18 protein-coding genes are annotated in these 16,118 nt (G+C 54.5%); 15 read left to right on the top strand and 3 right to left on the bottom strand.

Annotation, left to right across the window (positions count from 1 at the left end; translation table 11 throughout):
* Positions 1-72: 72 nt before the first annotated feature.
* The 7 genes from SAMA_RS11505 (at position 73) to SAMA_RS11475 (ending at position 6,382) form a co-directional block, all read left to right on the top strand.
* Positions 73-612: a methylated-DNA--[protein]-cysteine S-methyltransferase gene (locus SAMA_RS11505; protein ID WP_011760317.1), complete on the top strand. Its 540-nt coding sequence runs from the start codon at positions 73-75 to the stop codon at positions 610-612.
* Between the two features lie 88 nt (positions 613-700).
* Positions 701-1,177, top strand: a complete 477-nt coding sequence (locus SAMA_RS11500; protein ID WP_011760316.1) for a phosphatase domain-containing protein — start codon at positions 701-703, stop codon at positions 1,175-1,177.
* A gap of 21 nt (positions 1,178-1,198) precedes the next feature.
* On the top strand, positions 1,199-2,725 hold the full coding sequence (locus SAMA_RS11495; protein ID WP_011760315.1) for a phospholipase D family protein: 1,527 nt from the start codon (positions 1,199-1,201) through the stop codon (positions 2,723-2,725).
* A gap of 17 nt (positions 2,726-2,742) precedes the next feature.
* The gene (locus SAMA_RS11490) at positions 2,743-3,642 is read left to right on the top strand and encodes a chemotaxis protein (RefSeq protein ID WP_011760314.1); all 900 of its coding nucleotides are present in this window, start codon (positions 2,743-2,745) and stop codon (positions 3,640-3,642) included.
* 167 nt (positions 3,643-3,809) lie between these two features.
* Positions 3,810-5,027 (top strand): serine/threonine transporter SstT, encoded by a 1,218-nt coding sequence (sstT, locus tag SAMA_RS11485; RefSeq protein ID WP_011760313.1) that lies wholly within the window; start codon positions 3,810-3,812, stop codon positions 5,025-5,027.
* A 92-nt stretch (positions 5,028-5,119) separates the two neighbouring features.
* A complete protein-coding gene (locus tag SAMA_RS11480) occupies positions 5,120-5,623 on the top strand; it encodes a CIA30 family protein (protein ID WP_011760312.1) in 504 nt (167 codons plus the stop codon).
* A 417-nt stretch (positions 5,624-6,040) separates the two neighbouring features.
* The gene (locus tag SAMA_RS11475; RefSeq protein ID WP_232280485.1) at positions 6,041-6,382 is read left to right on the top strand and encodes a hypothetical protein; all 342 of its coding nucleotides are present in this window, start codon (positions 6,041-6,043) and stop codon (positions 6,380-6,382) included.
* Positions 6,383-6,402: 20 nt separating this feature from the next.
* Here the strand turns inward: SAMA_RS11475 and SAMA_RS11470 are convergent, their stop codons facing one another.
* From SAMA_RS11470 to SAMA_RS11460, 3 genes are all read right to left on the bottom strand, one after another.
* Positions 6,403-7,077 (bottom strand): RluA family pseudouridine synthase, encoded by a 675-nt coding sequence (locus tag SAMA_RS11470; protein WP_011760310.1) that lies wholly within the window; start codon positions 7,075-7,077, stop codon positions 6,403-6,405.
* A gap of 61 nt (positions 7,078-7,138) precedes the next feature.
* Complete coding sequence (locus SAMA_RS11465) at positions 7,139-7,651, bottom strand: protein disulfide oxidoreductase (protein WP_011760309.1); 513 nt, start codon at positions 7,649-7,651, stop codon at positions 7,139-7,141.
* On the bottom strand, positions 7,652-8,245 hold the full coding sequence (locus SAMA_RS11460) for an acyl carrier protein phosphodiesterase (protein ID WP_011760308.1): 594 nt from the start codon (positions 8,243-8,245) through the stop codon (positions 7,652-7,654).
* A 485-nt stretch (positions 8,246-8,730) separates the two neighbouring features.
* On the opposite strand from SAMA_RS11460, the gene queA reads away from it, so the two are divergent.
* The 8 genes from queA (at position 8,731) to SAMA_RS11420 (ending at position 16,112) form a co-directional block, all read left to right on the top strand.
* Positions 8,731-9,768: a tRNA preQ1(34) S-adenosylmethionine ribosyltransferase-isomerase QueA gene (gene queA / locus SAMA_RS11455; protein WP_011760307.1), complete on the top strand. Its 1,038-nt coding sequence runs from the start codon at positions 8,731-8,733 to the stop codon at positions 9,766-9,768.
* A 152-nt stretch (positions 9,769-9,920) separates the two neighbouring features.
* Positions 9,921-11,045 (top strand): tRNA guanosine(34) transglycosylase Tgt, encoded by a 1,125-nt coding sequence (gene tgt, locus SAMA_RS11450; RefSeq protein ID WP_011760306.1) that lies wholly within the window; start codon positions 9,921-9,923, stop codon positions 11,043-11,045.
* A 26-nt stretch (positions 11,046-11,071) separates the two neighbouring features.
* Complete coding sequence (gene yajC, locus SAMA_RS11445; protein ID WP_011760305.1) at positions 11,072-11,407, top strand: preprotein translocase subunit YajC; 336 nt, start codon at positions 11,072-11,074, stop codon at positions 11,405-11,407.
* Positions 11,408-11,425: 18 nt separating this feature from the next.
* Positions 11,426-13,276 carry a protein translocase subunit SecD gene (gene secD / locus SAMA_RS11440; RefSeq protein ID WP_011760304.1) on the top strand — a complete coding sequence of 617 codons (1,851 nt, stop codon included), beginning with the start codon at positions 11,426-11,428 and terminating at the stop codon, positions 13,274-13,276.
* Between the two features lie 13 nt (positions 13,277-13,289).
* Complete coding sequence (gene secF / locus SAMA_RS11435; RefSeq protein ID WP_011760303.1) at positions 13,290-14,237, top strand: protein translocase subunit SecF; 948 nt, start codon at positions 13,290-13,292, stop codon at positions 14,235-14,237.
* 200 nt (positions 14,238-14,437) lie between these two features.
* Positions 14,438-14,755 carry a putative signal transducing protein gene (locus SAMA_RS11430; RefSeq protein WP_011760302.1) on the top strand — a complete coding sequence of 106 codons (318 nt, stop codon included), beginning with the start codon at positions 14,438-14,440 and terminating at the stop codon, positions 14,753-14,755.
* A 77-nt stretch (positions 14,756-14,832) separates the two neighbouring features.
* Complete coding sequence (locus SAMA_RS11425; RefSeq protein ID WP_011760301.1) at positions 14,833-15,192, top strand: rhodanese-like domain-containing protein; 360 nt, start codon at positions 14,833-14,835, stop codon at positions 15,190-15,192.
* Between the two features lie 8 nt (positions 15,193-15,200).
* Positions 15,201-16,112: a precorrin-2 dehydrogenase/sirohydrochlorin ferrochelatase family protein gene (locus tag SAMA_RS11420; protein WP_011760300.1), complete on the top strand. Its 912-nt coding sequence runs from the start codon at positions 15,201-15,203 to the stop codon at positions 16,110-16,112.
* The last annotated feature ends 6 nt before the right edge of the window (positions 16,113-16,118 follow it).

The following is a 16,118-nucleotide window of genomic DNA, read 5'->3' as shown; positions in this document are numbered from 1 at the left end:
GAAGCAATAACCGGCCAAAGATAACCGTTTTGAGCGGCCCCCTGGAAACCCATTAATTCATAAAGAGGCACCATGATGCGAATCGCCAATAATAGTTGCAAACTGCACGCACCCGCGCCGATGGCGGCGACTTGTACGCTGGAAAGTCCAGTGGGCACCCTGTGGCTGGGGGCGAGCGAGAATGGCTTAATGACGCTCAAAGCCGCTCCCTTTAACGATGTGCCAGTGTATCACTCAGAGCAAGCCGTCACCCGGGCAAAAGGACATTTACAGGCGGCATGCTCGCAACTTGCCGAGTTTTTTGAAGGTAAGCGCCATCAGTTTGATTTGGCGCTCGCCCCCAAAGGGACCGAGTTTCAGCGGGCCGTGTGGCAGGCGCTGCTCACCCTTCCCTGGGGCGAAACGGCCAGTTATTCGGATATAGCCCTTCAAATCGCCAGGCCAAAGGCGGTGCGGGCCGTTGGGGCGGCCAATGGCGCCAATCCGGTGGCAATCATCATTCCTTGCCACCGAGTGATAGGTAAGGGCGGGGCTCTGACTGGCTATGCATGGGGATTGAAAATGAAGGCGAGTCTGCTCAAACTCGAATCGGCAATACCTTCGCTGCGTTGATCCCGTCGATAAAAATACTGCGCTCAATCAAGTCCCGCCGAGCCCAGCCTCTGGCATAATGAGCTAAATAACCTCAGAGGGGACTTGCATGAAACACCTGTTTTGGATGGTTGAAGGGGTACTTGCCGGACGCTGTGGCCCTTGTTGTCAGCCCTGGGACCTGGGTGAACTCAAAGCTGTTGGTATAGGCGCTGTGGTGAGTCTGTCCGATGATGCGGGCGATCCCGATGCGCTCGCCAGGGCGGGTATTGCCCATTTGCACCGCCCTATTAAACGGAATGTTCCGCCGTTGGCAGAAGACGTCTCTCGGGCTGGTGAGGCCATTAGTGAAGCGCTTGCCTGGGTACTTGAGATGGAAGCTGCGCAGACTCCTGTGCTGGTGCACTGTGCCTTGGGTAATGACAGAACCGGCTTACTCATGGCCGCGTATCTGATGGCGCGGGGGGCCGCGCCTGTTCATGCGGTCAGTCAGGTTCGCAGCTTACGGGAGCAGGCCTTCACGGCCGAAGGTTGGGATCAATTAGTTTACGACGTGTTATATTCAATGCAGAATGAATCCAATTGAAAGCAAAAGGAATTCAACTGTATGCCCCCACGTGTTTCCTGGCGTTCATTTTGGCTGATGATCCTCGGATGTATCTCACTCGGGGGTTGCAGTAGTCTGCCTGAACTTAAAGATGCACCGCGGAGTTACAAGCTGACATCGGCGCCGGATAGCCTGATAGCCGGATACCTGGCAGAGCCACTGGCCGGTCACCCGGGGCAAAGTGGCGTGTTGCCCCTGTTTGAGGGGCTGGATGCCATGGTGGCCAGGTTGGCGCTGATAAAGTCCGCCGAAACCAGCATCGATTTGCAATATTACATCTTTCGCAACGATGACACTGGGCGACTTCTGGCCTGGCAGCTGCTGGATGCAGCAGACCGAGGCGTACGGGTACGTTTGCTGCTGGACGATACTGCCAGCGTCAATATTGACCGGCAGTTGGCGGTCATGGCGAGCCACCCGAATGTCTCCGTCAGGCTCTACAATCCATCGTCTCATCGCACCCTCAGGGCCTTGTCGTTTGTCACCGATTTCGGTCGCATGAATCATCGCATGCACAACAAATCACTGACGGTGGATAATCGCCTCAGCGTGGTGGGCGGGCGCAATATCGGCAACGAATATTTCTCCAATGACGAAGATGTAGAGTTTGGCGATCTCGACGTGTTGTTGACCGGACCGGTGGTAGAGCAGGTCTCTGACCAATTTGATGCCTATTGGAATGGCAGCAACACCTATCCGGTCGAGCTTCTGACCGAGCATCCCGTACAGTCCGATGAGCTCGCAGCCATGTATGACCAGATTGCCAACCAGAAGCGCCAGCTTGAGGAGCATCCCTATATACAGCGCCTCACCAAGTCGCCGCTGCTCAGACACATGGCGGACAATCGTCTGGAATGGTTTTGGGGGGAGGCGAAAGTTCTTGCCGATCCTCATGATAAGCGAGAAGGGCAAGCGGAAGCCTGGATGATCACGCCCTTGCTAGATGAGTTTCAGCAAACCCGGGAGCGCCTGGTTATCATTTCGCCTTACTTTGTTCCCACAACAGAGGGCGTCAGATTGCTTACCGGGCTTGCCAAGCGCGGTGTCGCGGTAACCGTGATCACCAATAGCCTGGCTGCCACCGACGTGCTGGCGGTTCATTCCGGTTACAAGGGATATCGTGAGGCACTCCTTCGCGCGGGAGTTTCCCTGTATGAAGTGAAAGCGACCGGCAAGCGCCCGAGTCATTCCTGGAAAGGCAGCTCCCGCTCCAGTTTGCATGCCAAGAGCTTTTTGTTTGACGATGACAGGCTCTTTGTCGGCTCCTTTAATTTTGATCCGCGTTCGGCCTGGCTTAATACTGAAATGGGGGTCATGGTTAATCAGGGGGAGCTGAATCAGAAAATTCATGCCTGGCTGCCCCAGTTTTTAACCAACAAAACTTACCAGGTGAAGCTTGGCAGCGATGGCCTCTACTGGCATGAACTCAGTTCGGGAAAAGATATTTATGCCGAGCCCCAGGCCGGATTTTGGCGCCGCTTTATGGCCGATGTGCTGGCGCTGTTTCCACTGGAATCCCAGCTTTAATCCTGTGAAGGGGAACTATGAAGAGTAAAGCCAATCAATCCCAGGGTCTGCTGCTGTTTCATTTGAGTCGCTCGCAGCTGTTTGCCATCGGTACCCTGAAAATCCGTGAGCTGGTGCCTTACACCCAGCTTAATGCACTGCCCCAGTCACATCCCGCGGTGATGGGTACAGCTACCGTACGCGGCCAGACCATTTCCGTTATCGACATGGCCGCCGCCGTAGGCTATCCGCCGGTGACCGACGAAGAGCGCAGCAAGTGTTTTATCATCATCACCGATTGCCAGCGGATGTTGATAGGTTTTTTGGTGCGTGGCATAGATAAAATCATCGAGTGTAACTGGCGCGATATTCTGTCACCGCCCGACAATCTGGGCCGGAATGCCTTTTTAACCGGTGTCACCCGCTATCAGGATAAGCTCGTCCAATTACTCGATGTTGAGCTGCTGCTGTCGAAAATCTTCCCCATCAAGGAAGACAAACGCATAGGTATTCTCACCGATGTGCAGCGTGAGCAGCTCAAACCCATGAATATTCTGCTGGTGGACGACTCCAAGGTGGCGCGAAAGCAGCTTTCCGATGCCCTTGATGCCATCAATATCAGTTACCGAGTGGCGTCAAACGGCCGGGATGCCTTGTCCATGATGACTCAGAGCGCCGATGACAAGCGGCCGGTGGACATTCTGGTCAGTGACATTGAGATGCCGGGCCTGGATGGCTACGAATTGGCGTTTGAAGTGAAAAATGATACGGCGCTGGCCGCTGCTTACATCATTTTGCACACGTCGCTCTCCAGTGAAATCAGTGTCAGCCAAGCCAAGCAGGTAGGGGCCGATGAGGCCCTGACCAAGTTTGATGCCCAGGAGCTGATTGCCGCCATGCTCAGGGGCGTAGAGCGCAGGGCCGGATCACAGAGTTGATGTTTTTGTTGACGATGTGAAAGCAATTCGACCACTGCACCCCCTCATACCGCCAAATGCAGAGCCTTTGCTGGACAAAGCCTCTGCTTTTCGATACAACCCAAAGCCGGGATGCAAAGTCCTTAAGGCCCCAGTGGCCCATAACGATAACAACGACAGGTCAAGTCATGAGTACTGAAAAATCATTGCTGGCAAATGCTGCCGGTGGCAGCCTGGTGCTGCAAATTTTTGTGGGGATCATCGCCGGTGTGGCCCTGGCCGGATTCAGCCCTGAGGCTGCCAATCAGGTCGCTTTCCTGGGTGACCTCTTTGTGGGAGCGCTCAAGGCCATCGCGCCCGTACTGGTGTTTGTGCTGGTTGCATCGTCAATCGCCAATCAGGTGTCAGGTGCGCAGACCAATATGCGTCCCATCATCCTGTTATATCTGGTGGGTACCTTTGCTGCGGCGCTGACGGCGGTACTGATGAGTTTTGCCTTCCCGACCAGCCTTGTTCTGATTGATGCGGCCGCAGGCGCCAATCCGCCAGAGGGGATAGGTCAGGTGCTCAACACCTTGCTGTTCAAACTGGTGGATAACCCGGTTAATGCCCTGATTAACGCCAACTATATTGGTCTGCTCGCATGGGGTGTGGGGCTGGGCATCGCGCTGCGTCACGCAAGCACCAGCACCAAAAACATGCTGCATGATGTCAGCCACGGCGTGTCTCAGCTGGTGCGTTTCGTTATCTGTCTCGCACCGATAGGGATTTTTGGCCTGGTGGCTGCCACTATCGCTCAAACCGGCTTTGAGGCCCTGGCGGCCTATGCCCAACTGCTTGGCGTATTGCTTGGGGCCATGGCAGTGATAGCCTTTGTGGTTAACCCGCTGATTGTATTTTTGAAAATTCGTCGCAACCCTTATCCGTTGGTGTTCAAGTGCCTGCGCGAAAGTGGTGTTACTGCGTTCTTTACCCGCTCCAGCGCAGCCAATATTCCGGTGAACATGGCGCTCTGCGAGCGTCTAAAGCTGCATGAGGATACTTACTCAGTCTCTATCCCCCTGGGGGCGACCATCAATATGGCCGGTGCCGCCATCACCATCACCGTGCTCACGCTGGCGGCTGTGCATACCCTGGGTATTGAAGTCGACCTGGCCACAGCGCTGTTGCTCAGTGTTATTGCGGCTGTTTCGGCCTGCGGCGCTTCAGGCGTGGCCGGTGGCTCTTTGCTGCTTATCCCGCTTGCGTGCTCCTTGTTTGGCATTTCCAACGATATCGCGATGCAGGTAGTGGCCGTAGGCTTCACCATAGGCGTCATCCAGGACAGCGCTGAGACCGCACTGAACAGTTCCACCGACGTGCTCTTTACCGCAGCGGCCTGTGAAGCGGCAGAGCGCAAAGCCTAAGTTGCTAACAATGACAAATGGCTGAAAAAGCGGCAGTATTAAGTTACTGCCGCTTTTTTATTGTCAGCGAAAAAGATCCCGGGAGGTCACAGATGCGACTGGTGGACTTTACCGCGCTGGACAGCACCAGAGATTGGTACAGTGTGACCGACGCTCTTATGGGGGGCTTGTCCAGAGCGCAATTTCAAACATCGCCCAAGGGCCATGGACTGTTCACCGGCTATGTTTCCCGCGCCAATGGGGGTGGTTTTGCTTCTGTCTATCTGGATTTTGCGCCGAGGGATGTGAGCGCCTTTCAGGGGGTTGAACTGGAAATCGCCGCGCCAGAGCGCGCCTTTAAAGTGAACCTGAAAGACACACACTGTGGCGATCGCCATGTTTATCAGGCGCCGCTGGGAGACACCTATGCAGGGCAGGGGCTTTGGCGACGTTACCGCATTCCCTTCAGGCAGTTTGTGGCCATGCGACGGGGCCTGACAGTCACGGCGCCGCGGCTGGACCTTCATCAGCTAAAAAGCCTGGGTTTGGTGGCTGGCGGTGCAGATGAAGGGGAATTTCAGTTGCCGGTGCGCAGTATCTCCTTTTATAAGGCTTAACCACACGGCAGTTTAACCAAGTAGCAGCACCAACCTGTGTCTTTTGGGGTATCGTGCTTAACACGATTCTTCGCGCTATGGGGCCAACCACTCTTTCCATCGGTTATCTAATGACATCTTTGTACCAATGGCATTTCCACATCCTATTCCGGCAAGTCACCCCTACTTAAGCAAAGTGTGAATTTCGCATAAATAGTGATTAAGCTCGCGTTTTTATTTTTCTCTTGGGTTACACTGCCCACAAAGAAAACAGCAAAATTCAAATCTGGATTTTTTACTGATTTTTATCTTATTGGTTACGGGTTTTTAACCTCTGAGTGGGGTTTCGGGAGAAAAGGTTTCATGGCGTCTGTGCAGCATGCAGTAAGTGTTTTGGACATGTTTATTGCAACAGAAAATATGCATAGGAATTCAACCGTGTCAGCGTTCGAAAAACGTCGACGTCTTACGGGGCGGGAGGCAGATATGAATGTACGTGAGTTGGTTGGCCGCTGGGTCGATGAACGGCCTGAACAGGGCGATAGCTTGTCGCTTTACAAAGAGTCCGGGCGGTATTTTCTGGAGACCTGGTTCAGCGATGGCTGTCACAGCCGTGATGAAATGACTGTGACTGAACACACTAAAGGTTTGCGTCTCGATGATGTGGGCGGCAACTTTTTCGGTGAGTTCTTTGTTGTTACCGAGGCTGGTTTGGAATTCCACAACTTCCGCGGTTGCTTCTACCGTGCGCCTGTCTGCGAAGAGACTCTGGTCGCCTGAGTGCCGCCGATTATTCAGGCCTAAAAGGGCGCTCGGCTGACAAAGGTCATGGGCTTGTTTGACCAGGGGTGTTTAAAGCTGAGTCGCTCTGCGTGCAGGCAGAGCCTGGGTGATGCCTCTTCCACCGTGCCTTGGCCGAATTCCTGGGTTCTGCCATAGAAGTCGTCCCCCAGAATGGGATGCCCAAGCGACAGCATATGTACCCGTAACTGATGGGTGCGCCCTGTTTCAGGCTCCAGCGCTACCAGGGTTGAATTCTCGCGCCGCGCCAGTACCCGATAGTGGGTAACCGCCGGGCGGCCTTCCGCCATGTCCACCTTCTGCCAGGGCGGATTGCTTCTGTCTTTGCCAAGGGGCAGGTCTATCGTGCCTTCATCCTGTTCGATGATCCCTGCCACTTGTGCTAGATAGCGTTTTTCAGTGTCCCGATTTTGAAACTGGGTCTTTAAATTGGACTCGGCTTTTTTGCTGCGGGCAAACACCATGATGCCCGAGGTGGCACAATCCAGACGGTGGACCAGTATGGCCTCTGGATAGAGCCTGCACAGACGGGTAATGGCACTGTCGTGGGTGTGCGCTGCCATGCCGGGGTTTGATAGCAGGCCCGATGGTTTATTGATGATGATGAGGTCTCGGTCGATATAGCGAATATCGAGCCAGGGGACTGCCGGGGGGCGGTAGTCAAAAATCTCCATCAGGCCTCCTTCGTTGGCGCACACTTGGGGTTGAGTGGCGCATTCTACGAAGTTTCAACGGCTATTGCAGCAGTTCGGTGAGGAAAAGCCGTGCTCTGAGAGCGGGTTCCGTACTCACACCCCGGGTAACGAAACGTACTTCGCCCCTGGCATCCACCACATACAGGGATGGAAAACCGCTTACACCGAAATGCGTTGTAAGCGTGCCCTTGTCATTGATTGCGTCGAATCCATAGCCTTTTTCTTTGAGGAAGGCTATCACGTCTGTATCACTGCCCGAGTCGGCAGCGATGGCCAGTACCGGATAATCTCCGGCTATGTTGTCGACCGCTGGCGAGGTGAGCTTGCAGGCACCGCACCAGCTTGCAAAAAAATACACCAGTGTGGGTTTACCTGTGGCGGAAGGCAGCGACAGGCTGGTGCCGTTGACCCCTTTGGCGGCAATGACAGGCGCGGTGTCTTTCAGCATATCTTTTTGAAAATAAGCCGAAATACCGTAAAAAAGCCCAATAGCTATCAGGGCTTCGACCAGCAGGCGTTTGGTTTTACTGCGAGGAGCGGGGGCGTCATTCATTTACAGGTATTGCTCTGGTGTGGTGCGGGCCAGACGTCTGGAATAAGCCATCAGCTGCGGATACAGGGTGCGAAACGCAATCTCCAACTCCATGTCGAGCTGTTCAACGGCCGCTTCGGCACCATCGAAAATCTCGGGGCGCGAGAGTCTTCGCCTAACACCGGCAATGGCGGCGTTGATCCCACTGCGACTACCATAGGCGCCCAACCAGTCTTCATCACACATTCTGGGGGCGATGGCGGCAAGCTTTGGCGGCAAATGGTCACAGGTACGAAGCACCTCATAGGCACGCTGGCAGAAGATATCCAACGTCTCATGGTGATACTCTTCCCAGTCCCTGGCCAGGCGATGATCGAAACCTAAATCAATCAGTAAAGGGGCCGCTCGACTTAAATGCCGGGGGAATTTGGCCAGCATGTCTTTGAAGATCTCATGCTCATCGGTGATTTTGTCGATTTGCCGATGCAGCCACAATCCCTGTTGCAGTGGTTTGGTGAACTGGTCGATGGGGCCTTTGGCAAAGTCGCCGGCAAGGTTGGCCGCAAGGCTCGTTTGGCTGATATCTGCCAGGTGCAAGTGTGCTAGAAAATTCATATTTTGGGCTTGGTGTGGTGCAAGGGTTCAAGGTATCACGACCACCGATGTCCAGGAAACCCCAATATTAGTTTGCTGCACAGCGACTGGGTCCTGAGGGAGGTAACATCCATATCCGGGGTAACTGCTATCTGAGATTATGGAGGATGTGAAATGGGGTTATCCGCACCTTTGTCATAGGGATGCCCAGTGTCATACGAATACCCAATGTCATACGAATGCCCAGTCTCATACAAGTGCCCAGTCAAATACGCCAGTCAGGCGAACTCTCCCGCAAACCCCATAAACACCGCAAGCCACGTAAACAAGCCACGTAAAAAAGTCGGGTTCGGCATGCACTTTGAGCAGTTGGACACCGCTTCAGACACCCATATCCATGCCAAGAGTACTCAAAGAGCTATGCAAAGGTCCAAGTCGTCTTGATCTCGGCCGCCTGTGCCCCTAGACTACGCGCGTCTTTTTTGGCCATGGCGTGAGAGTTATAGATGCGAGTAGCTGACTTTACCTTTGATCTTCCCGATGAACTGATTGCCCGCTATCCCATGGCAGAGCGCACCGCGTCGCGTCTGTTGCATCTGGACGGCAGCACTGGTGCCTTGGCCGATCGTCAGTTCACCGATATTCTGGCGCTGATTGAGCCGGGCGATCTGATGATTTTCAATAACACCCGGGTGATACCGGCTCGTCTCTTTGGCCAAAAGGCAAGCGGCGGCAAGTTGGAGATCCTGGTGGAGCGTATGCTTGATGACAAGCGCATTTTGGCCCATGTTCGCTCGTCCAAATCCCCCAAACCCGGCGCCGAGATTATCCTGGACGGCGGCTTTAAGATGACGATGGATGCCCGTCATGATGCACTGTTTGAGCTGTCGCTCAAGGATGATAAGACCATCCTCGAAGTGCTTGAAGCCGTAGGCCATATGCCGCTGCCGCCTTATATCGATCGCCCCGATGAAGATACCGACAAAGAGCGTTATCAAACCGTCTATAACGAGCGCCCCGGCGCCGTTGCGGCTCCTACTGCCGGTCTTCACTTCGATGAAAGCATACTCGCCGCCCTCAAAGCCAAAGGTGTGGACATGGCATTTGTGACCCTGCACGTGGGAGCGGGTACCTTTCAGCCGGTGCGGGTAGACAACGTGCTCGAGCACAAAATGCATTCAGAATGGGCCGAAGTACCTGCCGATGTGGTTGAAAAAATCCGCGCCACCAAGGCCGCAGGTAAGCGGGTGATTGCCGTGGGGACCACCTCAGTGCGCTCCCTCGAGAGTGCCGCCAAGGCAAGTGAGGGTGAACTCGAGCCATTTTGCGGTGATACCGATATCTTTATCTTCCCCGGTTTCGAGTTCAAAGTAGTCGATGCCATGGTGACCAACTTCCACCTGCCGGAGTCGACACTCATCATGCTGGTGAGCGCCTTTGCCGGCTTCGATGAGGTAATTGGCGCCTATCGCCATGCAGTTGAACAAAAATACCGCTTTTTCAGTTATGGCGATGCCATGTTTGTGACTAAAAAAGCCCCCTAAACGCTTTTTTTGATTTAAAATGCCTGCCCAACCATCTGGTTGGGCTTTTTTTTGGTGGCAGCGCCTTGAAGGGGCTAGCTGCCACCCCCATGTGAGTTGAATCGGCCGTTTGGCCCTCAATGCAGTCAGACTGTTTCTCTGACGAGGTCATTATGAAATTTGAATTGATTACTACCCAGGGTCGCGCCCGTCGCGGCAGACTGGTTTTCGAGCGTGGCACGGTAGAAACCCCGGCCTTTATGCCTGTGGGTACCTACGGCACAGTCAAGGGCATGACCCCGGAAGAAGTGCGTGCTACCGGCGCCGATATCCTGCTTGGCAACACCTTCCATCTGTGGTTGCGCCCCGGTGAAGAAATCATGCGCAAGCACGGCGATCTGCACGACTTTATGAACTGGCAGCGTCCTATTCTCACCGACTCGGGCGGTTTCCAGGTATTCAGCCTTGGCGATATCCGTAAGATCACCGAGGAAGGTGTGCATTTCCGCTCGCCCATCAACGGCGAAAAGATTTTTATGGATGCCGAAAAGTCGATGCAAATCCAGCACTCGCTCGGCAGTGACGTAGTGATGATTTTCGATGAGTGCACGCCCTATCCGGCGACGCACGACGAAGCGCGCAAGTCCATGCAGATGTCGCTGCGCTGGGCCAAGCGCTCTCGCGATGAGTTTGATCGCCTCGAAAACCCCAACTCTCTTTTTGGGATTATTCAGGGCAGCGTGTACGAAGATTTGCGTGACGAGAGCCTAAAAGGGCTTCTCGAAATCGGTTTTGACGGTTATGCCGTCGGTGGTCTGGCGGTGGGTGAGCCCAAGGAAGACATGCACAGAGTGCTTGAGCATGTGTGTCCGCAAATCCCGGCCGACAAACCACGTTATCTGATGGGGGTAGGTAAACCGGAAGATTTGGTTGAAGGCGTGCGTCGTGGTGTCGACATGTTCGACTGTGTAATGCCCACCCGTAATGCCCGCAACGGTCATCTGTTTACCAGCGAAGGTGTTATCAAAATTCGCAATGCGCGTCATCGTGATGACACATCGCCACTCGATCCTAAATGTGATTGCTATACCTGCACCAATTATTCCCGTGCGTATTTGCATCATTTGGATCGTTGCAACGAAATCCTCGGAGCCAGGCTCAATACCATTCACAACCTGCGTTATTACCAAAGGTTGATGGAGGGTTTGCGCGGCGCCATTGAGACGGGTACATTAGACGCCTTTGTTGCGGACTTCTATACCAGTCAAGGGCGTGAAGTTCCTGAGTTAAAAGACTAACAATCAAGCAATAAGAAGAGAAAGCTATGTTTATTTCTAACGCGTATGCCAATGCAGCCGGTGCAGCACCCCAGGGTGGCGGTACCATGGAACTTGTGATCATGCTGGGCCTGTTTGGCCTGATCTTCTACTTTATGATCTTCCGTCCTCAGTCCAAGCGCGTCAAAGAGCACAAGGCACTGATGTCTTCCCTGTCCAAGGGCGATGAAGTACTCACCAGCGGTGGCATCCTCGGTAAAATCGCCAAGATTACCGAAGACAGTGACTACGTACTGCTGGCGCTGAATGACAGCACCAACATCACCATCAAAAAGGACTACATCGCAGCGGTATTGCCAAAAGGCTCTATCCAGTCCCTGTAAGCCAAGAGGGCGAAAGGCGTGCTAAATAAATACCCAATGTGGAAGAACATCATGGTGGTGCTGGTCATCGCCATTGGTGGCTTCTATGCGCTGCCCAACCTGTTCGGCGAGGATCATGCCGTACAGGTCGTGGCTACCCGTGGTGCAGACGTTACCGCAACTACCCAATCTGACGTGTCAGCAGCGCTGACCGCCAAGGGCATTGGCATCAAGCGATCTGAGCTTGAAAATGGCCAGTTGCTGGTGCGTGTGGCCAATGCTGAAGATCAGCTCACAGCCAAAGAAACCATTGCCGAATTGCTGGGCGACAAATACACAGTAGCCCTTAACCTGGCACCGGCCACTCCTGAGTGGCTGGAGTCAGTGGGCGGCAGCCCCATGAAGCTGGGTCTCGACCTTCGCGGCGGTGTGCACTTCCTGATGGAAGTGGACATGAGCGAAGCCATCCGCAAGATGGAAGAGGCCAAGATTGCCGATTTTCGCAGTCAGCTTCGTGAAGAGCGTATTCGCTATGCCGGTGTGCATCGCACCGTGCGCGGTATCGAAATCAAGTTCCGTGACGCCGAGACTCTGTCTCAGGCAGAACGATTCCTGAAGAGCCGTGGCAATGACATGGTGTTTTCGGATATCTCCAGTGGTGACAACGTGGTACTGCTGGCGGTGATGAGCGAGGCCTACCTCAAGCAAATCAAAGAGGAAGCCCTGCTGCAAAACATCACGACCATCCGTAACCGTGTGAACGAGCTGGGTGTGGCTGAGCCTGTGGTGCAGCGTCAGGGTGCTGAGCGCATCATCGTGGAACTTCCCGGCGTACAGGACACTGCCCGCGCCAAAGAAATTCTGGGTGCCACAGCCTCCATTGAATTCCATATGGTGGATGAAAAAGCCGACGTGGCTGCTGCTGCCAATGGCCGTGTGCCAGCCGGCAGCGAGCTGTATCAGCGCCGCGAAGGCGGCCCTGTGGTACTGAAGAAAGAAGTGATGCTGACCGGTGACCATATTACCGGTGCTCAGCCTTCTTTCGACGAATACAGCCGTCCACAGGTCGCTATTCAGTTGGATGCCAAGGGTGGGGAAATCTTCTCCAACGTTACCAAGGACAACATCGGCAAGCCGATGGCGACCCTGTTCATTGAATACAAGGACAGCGGTGAGCGTAACCCCGATGGCAGCGTGAAGATGCGTAAAATCGAGGAAGTTATCTCGGTTGCCACCATTCAGGCACGCCTTGGCCGTAACTTTGTTATCACCGGTCTGACCCACAGCGAGTCGCAGAATCTGGCGCTCTTGCTGCGTGCCGGTGCACTGATTGCTCCTGTATCCATCGTGGAAGAACGCACCATTGGTCCAAGCCTGGGTGCCGAAAACATCGAAAACGGTCTGCAGGCGATGATCTGGGGTATGGTTGTGGTACTGGCCTTTATGCTGGTGTACTACCGTGCCTTCGGTGTGATTGCCAACCTGGCGCTGTGTGCCAACCTCATCATGGTGGTGGGCGTGATGTCCATGATCCCGGGTGCGGTGCTGACCCTGCCGGGTATTGCCGGTATGGTATTGACTGTGGGTATGGCTGTTGACGGCAACGTACTGATTTATGAGCGTATCCGTGAAGAGCTTCGTGCCGGTCGCAGCGTACAGCAGGCTATCCACGAAGGTTATGGCAACGCACTGTCGACCATCGCCGACGCCAACATCACCACCTTCCTGACGGCTCTGATTTTGTTTGCTGTGGGTACAGGTGCGGTAAAAGGCTTTGCCGTGACCCTGATGATTGGTATTGCCACCTCCATGTTTACTGCCATTGTGGGTACACGAGCTATCGTGAACGCCCTCTGGGGTGGTAAGCGTGTGAAGAAATTGTCGATTTAAGGAAGCCCATATCATGTTTCAGATTTTAGATATTAAAGGCTCCATCAATTTCTTACGACACGCTGCGCCCATCAGTATCCTGTCTGCCATTTTGGTGGTGGGTTCGCTGGTGTCGCTGGCGACGCGTGGCATTAACTGGGGTCTGGACTTTACCGGTGGCACCGTGGTGGAGATGGAGTTCTCCAAGCCGGTTAATCTCGAGACACTGCGCAACAACCTGACCGAGCCTCTCGTTGCCGGCGCCGTGGTACAGAACTTCGGTTCGAGCCGTGACGTGCTGGTGCGTCTGCAGGTACGTGAAGGCGTGAAGAGTGACGCCCAGGTGCGTGTTGTCATGGCCAAAGCCACAGAACTCGACCCCGAAGTTACCCAGAAACGGGTGGAATTTGTCGGTCCGCAGGTGGGTAAGGAATTGGCAGAGCAGGGCGGCCTCGCGGTACTGGTGGCGCTTATCTGTATCCTTATTTACGTGTCGTTCCGCTTCGAGTGGCGTCTTGCCGCAGGTTCGGTAGCCGCACTGGCTCACGACGTTATCGTGACCCTGGGCGTGTTCTCTGTGCTGCAGCTGGAGTTTGACCTCACGGTATTGGCGGGTCTCTTGACCGTTGTGGGTTACTCGCTAAACGACACTATCGTGGTATTCGACCGCATCCGTGAGAACTTCCTCAAGATGCGTAAGGGCACCCCGGAAGAGGTGGTCAACAACTCCATCACCCAGACGATGAGCCGTACCATCATTACGACAGGTACCACGCTCATTACCGTGGTGGCCTTGTTCCTCAAGGGCGGCACCCTTATTCACGGCTTCGCCACGGCGCTGCTGCTGGGTATTGTGGTGGGTACCTATTCGTCTATCTACGTGGCGAGTTATCTGGCCATTCGTCTTGGCATCAACCGTGAGCACATGATGCCGGTAGAAGTCGAGAAGGAAGGCGCCGACCAGCCTTCCATTATGCCTTAAGCGGCATAACGACCTTAAAAGCCACCCTTCGGGGTGGTTTTTTTATGGCTCATTTTCGTAAATACCAAACAGCATGTTCTAAAAATGTTAACAATGTCGGCTTTTCAGTGCTCGATTTTACAGCGATTTGTCGCTAGCATGGGCTGGCCCGGGAGTGGGGCATATATCAAAAGAGACAGCAGTAGTTGTAGGAAAGTCCGATGGAACAACGTAAATGTTTATTGGCCGGTGGCAATTTGCTGCAGGCCCACACCTGGAAAGGGCTGTTACAGGTTGCCGGTATACAGGTGGAACTCAGAGGCGAGGCGCTGCTCGGTGGTGTAGGTGAACTGCCGGTGGATCTGCAAAACGTGGAGTTGTGGGTCAATGAATCTGAGCTCGCCAAGGCCCAAAGCCAACTCGACAGTCTGGGCGGCGACCGTCCCCAATGGCAATGTTTGAACTGCCATGAGATGAATGAGGCCAGCTTTGAGCTGTGTTGGCACTGCAGTTCTGAGCGTAGCGAAGCCCATAACTGAACTTGTGCATGCATCACTTGTGAAGCCCTGACCATAGCACTACACTGGTCGCAAAAGGGCATCATAAGGAATTCAAAATGCAGCATAATCCCGGATTTGTTGCCTTGGTTGAATCAATACTTCCCAAGGTTACAGAAATTACCGTTGAGGAGTATCAGGCTGACGACAGCTGGCAACTGCTCGACGTGCGTGAAGACCACGAATGGCTTAAAGACCGGCTTCCAGGTGCCAGACATCTGGGCCGCGGCATTCTTGAGCGGGATGTGGAAACCCGTTTCCCCGATAAATCAACTCCCTTGTTGCTCTACTGCGGTGGTGGCTATCGCTCTGCATTGGCGGCGTATAACCTGCAACTCATGGGGTACACCAAGGTGGCGTCTCTGGTGGGGGGCTACAAAGCCTGGGTTGCCCGTCAACTGCCGCTGGTGACCGACTAGGACCGCAGATGCAATATTTTCCCCTGTTTGTTGATACCCGCGATCGCTCGGTTCTGGTGGTGGGGGGCGGTGATGTGGCCGCCCGTAAGCTGGAGCTGCTTTGCCGCACTGACGCGCTGATCACCGTTATTGCCACTGAAGCCTGTGCTGAGATCCAGGCGCAAAAACGCAGCGGCCGCATTACGCTCCATGAGCGCCCCGTCAACGAGGATGATATTTGCGATTGGGATTTGCTGTACCTGGCCACCAATGACGAATCGCTGAATGTGCGTCTTGCCGGAGTTGCCAGGCGCCGGAATATTTGGGCAAATGTGGTAGACAACCCAGCGTATTGCGACTTTATCACGCCCTCCATCGTCGACCGTGGCCGCCTGGTTGTCGCCATCAGTACGGCTGGCGCCGCCCCTGTGTTTGCCAGAGACATTCGGGCACGCCTGGAAGCCTGGCTGCCGCCCTCACTGACGCCCCTGTTCGACTTTATTGCGACGCGGCGGCAACAGGTACAGGAAACCCTTGCCACAGTGCCAGCCCGTCGACGTTTCTGGGAGCGGTTTTTTGCCCTCAACGGAGACAGATTTGATGCTCAGACAGAGCTTCATTTCGAAGATGCGTTTTTGTCCCTCGATGGTCAGGGCGAGCTGCTGCTGATTGATGAGGATACTTCACCGAGGCTGTTGCCCATTGCCGCCATGGCCATGTTGCAGCGCCTCGATATTATTGAAACCGACGCCAGTCTGCCGACAGAGCTCAATGAACTGCTCAGACGTGACGCCGAGCGCAGGCCACCTTCTTCTTTCGCTGCTCTGGACAAGTCGCTGGAAACGGGTAAACGTGTGCTGGTATACGCTGATTCGGCCCAGATAAAGGCGCTGCGGGCCCATTTCCCTCAGGCCAGGCATCTGAGGCCTGGCGCGCTTTAACGCCGT

This window comes from Shewanella amazonensis SB2B (assembly GCF_000015245.1).
Classification (GTDB): Bacteria; Pseudomonadota; Gammaproteobacteria; order Enterobacterales; family Shewanellaceae; genus Shewanella; species Shewanella amazonensis.
The sequence above is the reverse complement of the archived record's forward strand: the minus strand, read 5'-3'. Positions and strand labels throughout refer to the sequence as shown.

What these genes read in the sequence shown, in the direction of transcription:
- SAMA_RS11490 (WP_011760314.1), top strand. Translation starts at nt 2,743, where the DNA reads ATGAAGAGTAAAGCCAATCAATCCCAGGGTCTGCTGCTGTTTCATTTG.
- SAMA_RS11425 (WP_011760301.1), top strand. Translation starts at nt 14,833, where the DNA reads ATGCAGCATAATCCCGGATTTGTTGCCTTGGTTGAATCAATACTTCCC.
- SAMA_RS11500 (WP_011760316.1), top strand. Translation starts at nt 701, where the DNA reads ATGAAACACCTGTTTTGGATGGTTGAAGGGGTACTTGCCGGACGCTGT.
- SAMA_RS11495 (WP_011760315.1), top strand. Translation starts at nt 1,199, where the DNA reads ATGCCCCCACGTGTTTCCTGGCGTTCATTTTGGCTGATGATCCTCGGA.
- queA (WP_011760307.1), top strand. Translation starts at nt 8,731, where the DNA reads ATGCGAGTAGCTGACTTTACCTTTGATCTTCCCGATGAACTGATTGCC.
- sstT (WP_011760313.1), top strand. Translation starts at nt 3,810, where the DNA reads ATGAGTACTGAAAAATCATTGCTGGCAAATGCTGCCGGTGGCAGCCTG.
- tgt (WP_011760306.1), top strand. Translation starts at nt 9,921, where the DNA reads ATGAAATTTGAATTGATTACTACCCAGGGTCGCGCCCGTCGCGGCAGA.
- SAMA_RS11505 (WP_011760317.1), top strand. Translation starts at nt 73, where the DNA reads ATGATGCGAATCGCCAATAATAGTTGCAAACTGCACGCACCCGCGCCG.
- SAMA_RS11480 (WP_011760312.1), top strand. Translation starts at nt 5,120, where the DNA reads ATGCGACTGGTGGACTTTACCGCGCTGGACAGCACCAGAGATTGGTAC.
- SAMA_RS11465 (WP_011760309.1), bottom strand. Translation starts at nt 7,651, where the DNA reads ATGAATGACGCCCCCGCTCCTCGCAGTAAAACCAAACGCCTGCTGGTC.
- SAMA_RS11460 (WP_011760308.1), bottom strand. Translation starts at nt 8,245, where the DNA reads ATGAATTTTCTAGCACACTTGCACCTGGCAGATATCAGCCAAACGAGC.
- SAMA_RS11420 (WP_011760300.1), top strand. Translation starts at nt 15,201, where the DNA reads ATGCAATATTTTCCCCTGTTTGTTGATACCCGCGATCGCTCGGTTCTG.
- secF (WP_011760303.1), top strand. Translation starts at nt 13,290, where the DNA reads ATGTTTCAGATTTTAGATATTAAAGGCTCCATCAATTTCTTACGACAC.
- yajC (WP_011760305.1), top strand. Translation starts at nt 11,072, where the DNA reads ATGTTTATTTCTAACGCGTATGCCAATGCAGCCGGTGCAGCACCCCAG.
- SAMA_RS11470 (WP_011760310.1), bottom strand. Translation starts at nt 7,077, where the DNA reads ATGGAGATTTTTGACTACCGCCCCCCGGCAGTCCCCTGGCTCGATATT.
- SAMA_RS11430 (WP_011760302.1), top strand. Translation starts at nt 14,438, where the DNA reads ATGGAACAACGTAAATGTTTATTGGCCGGTGGCAATTTGCTGCAGGCC.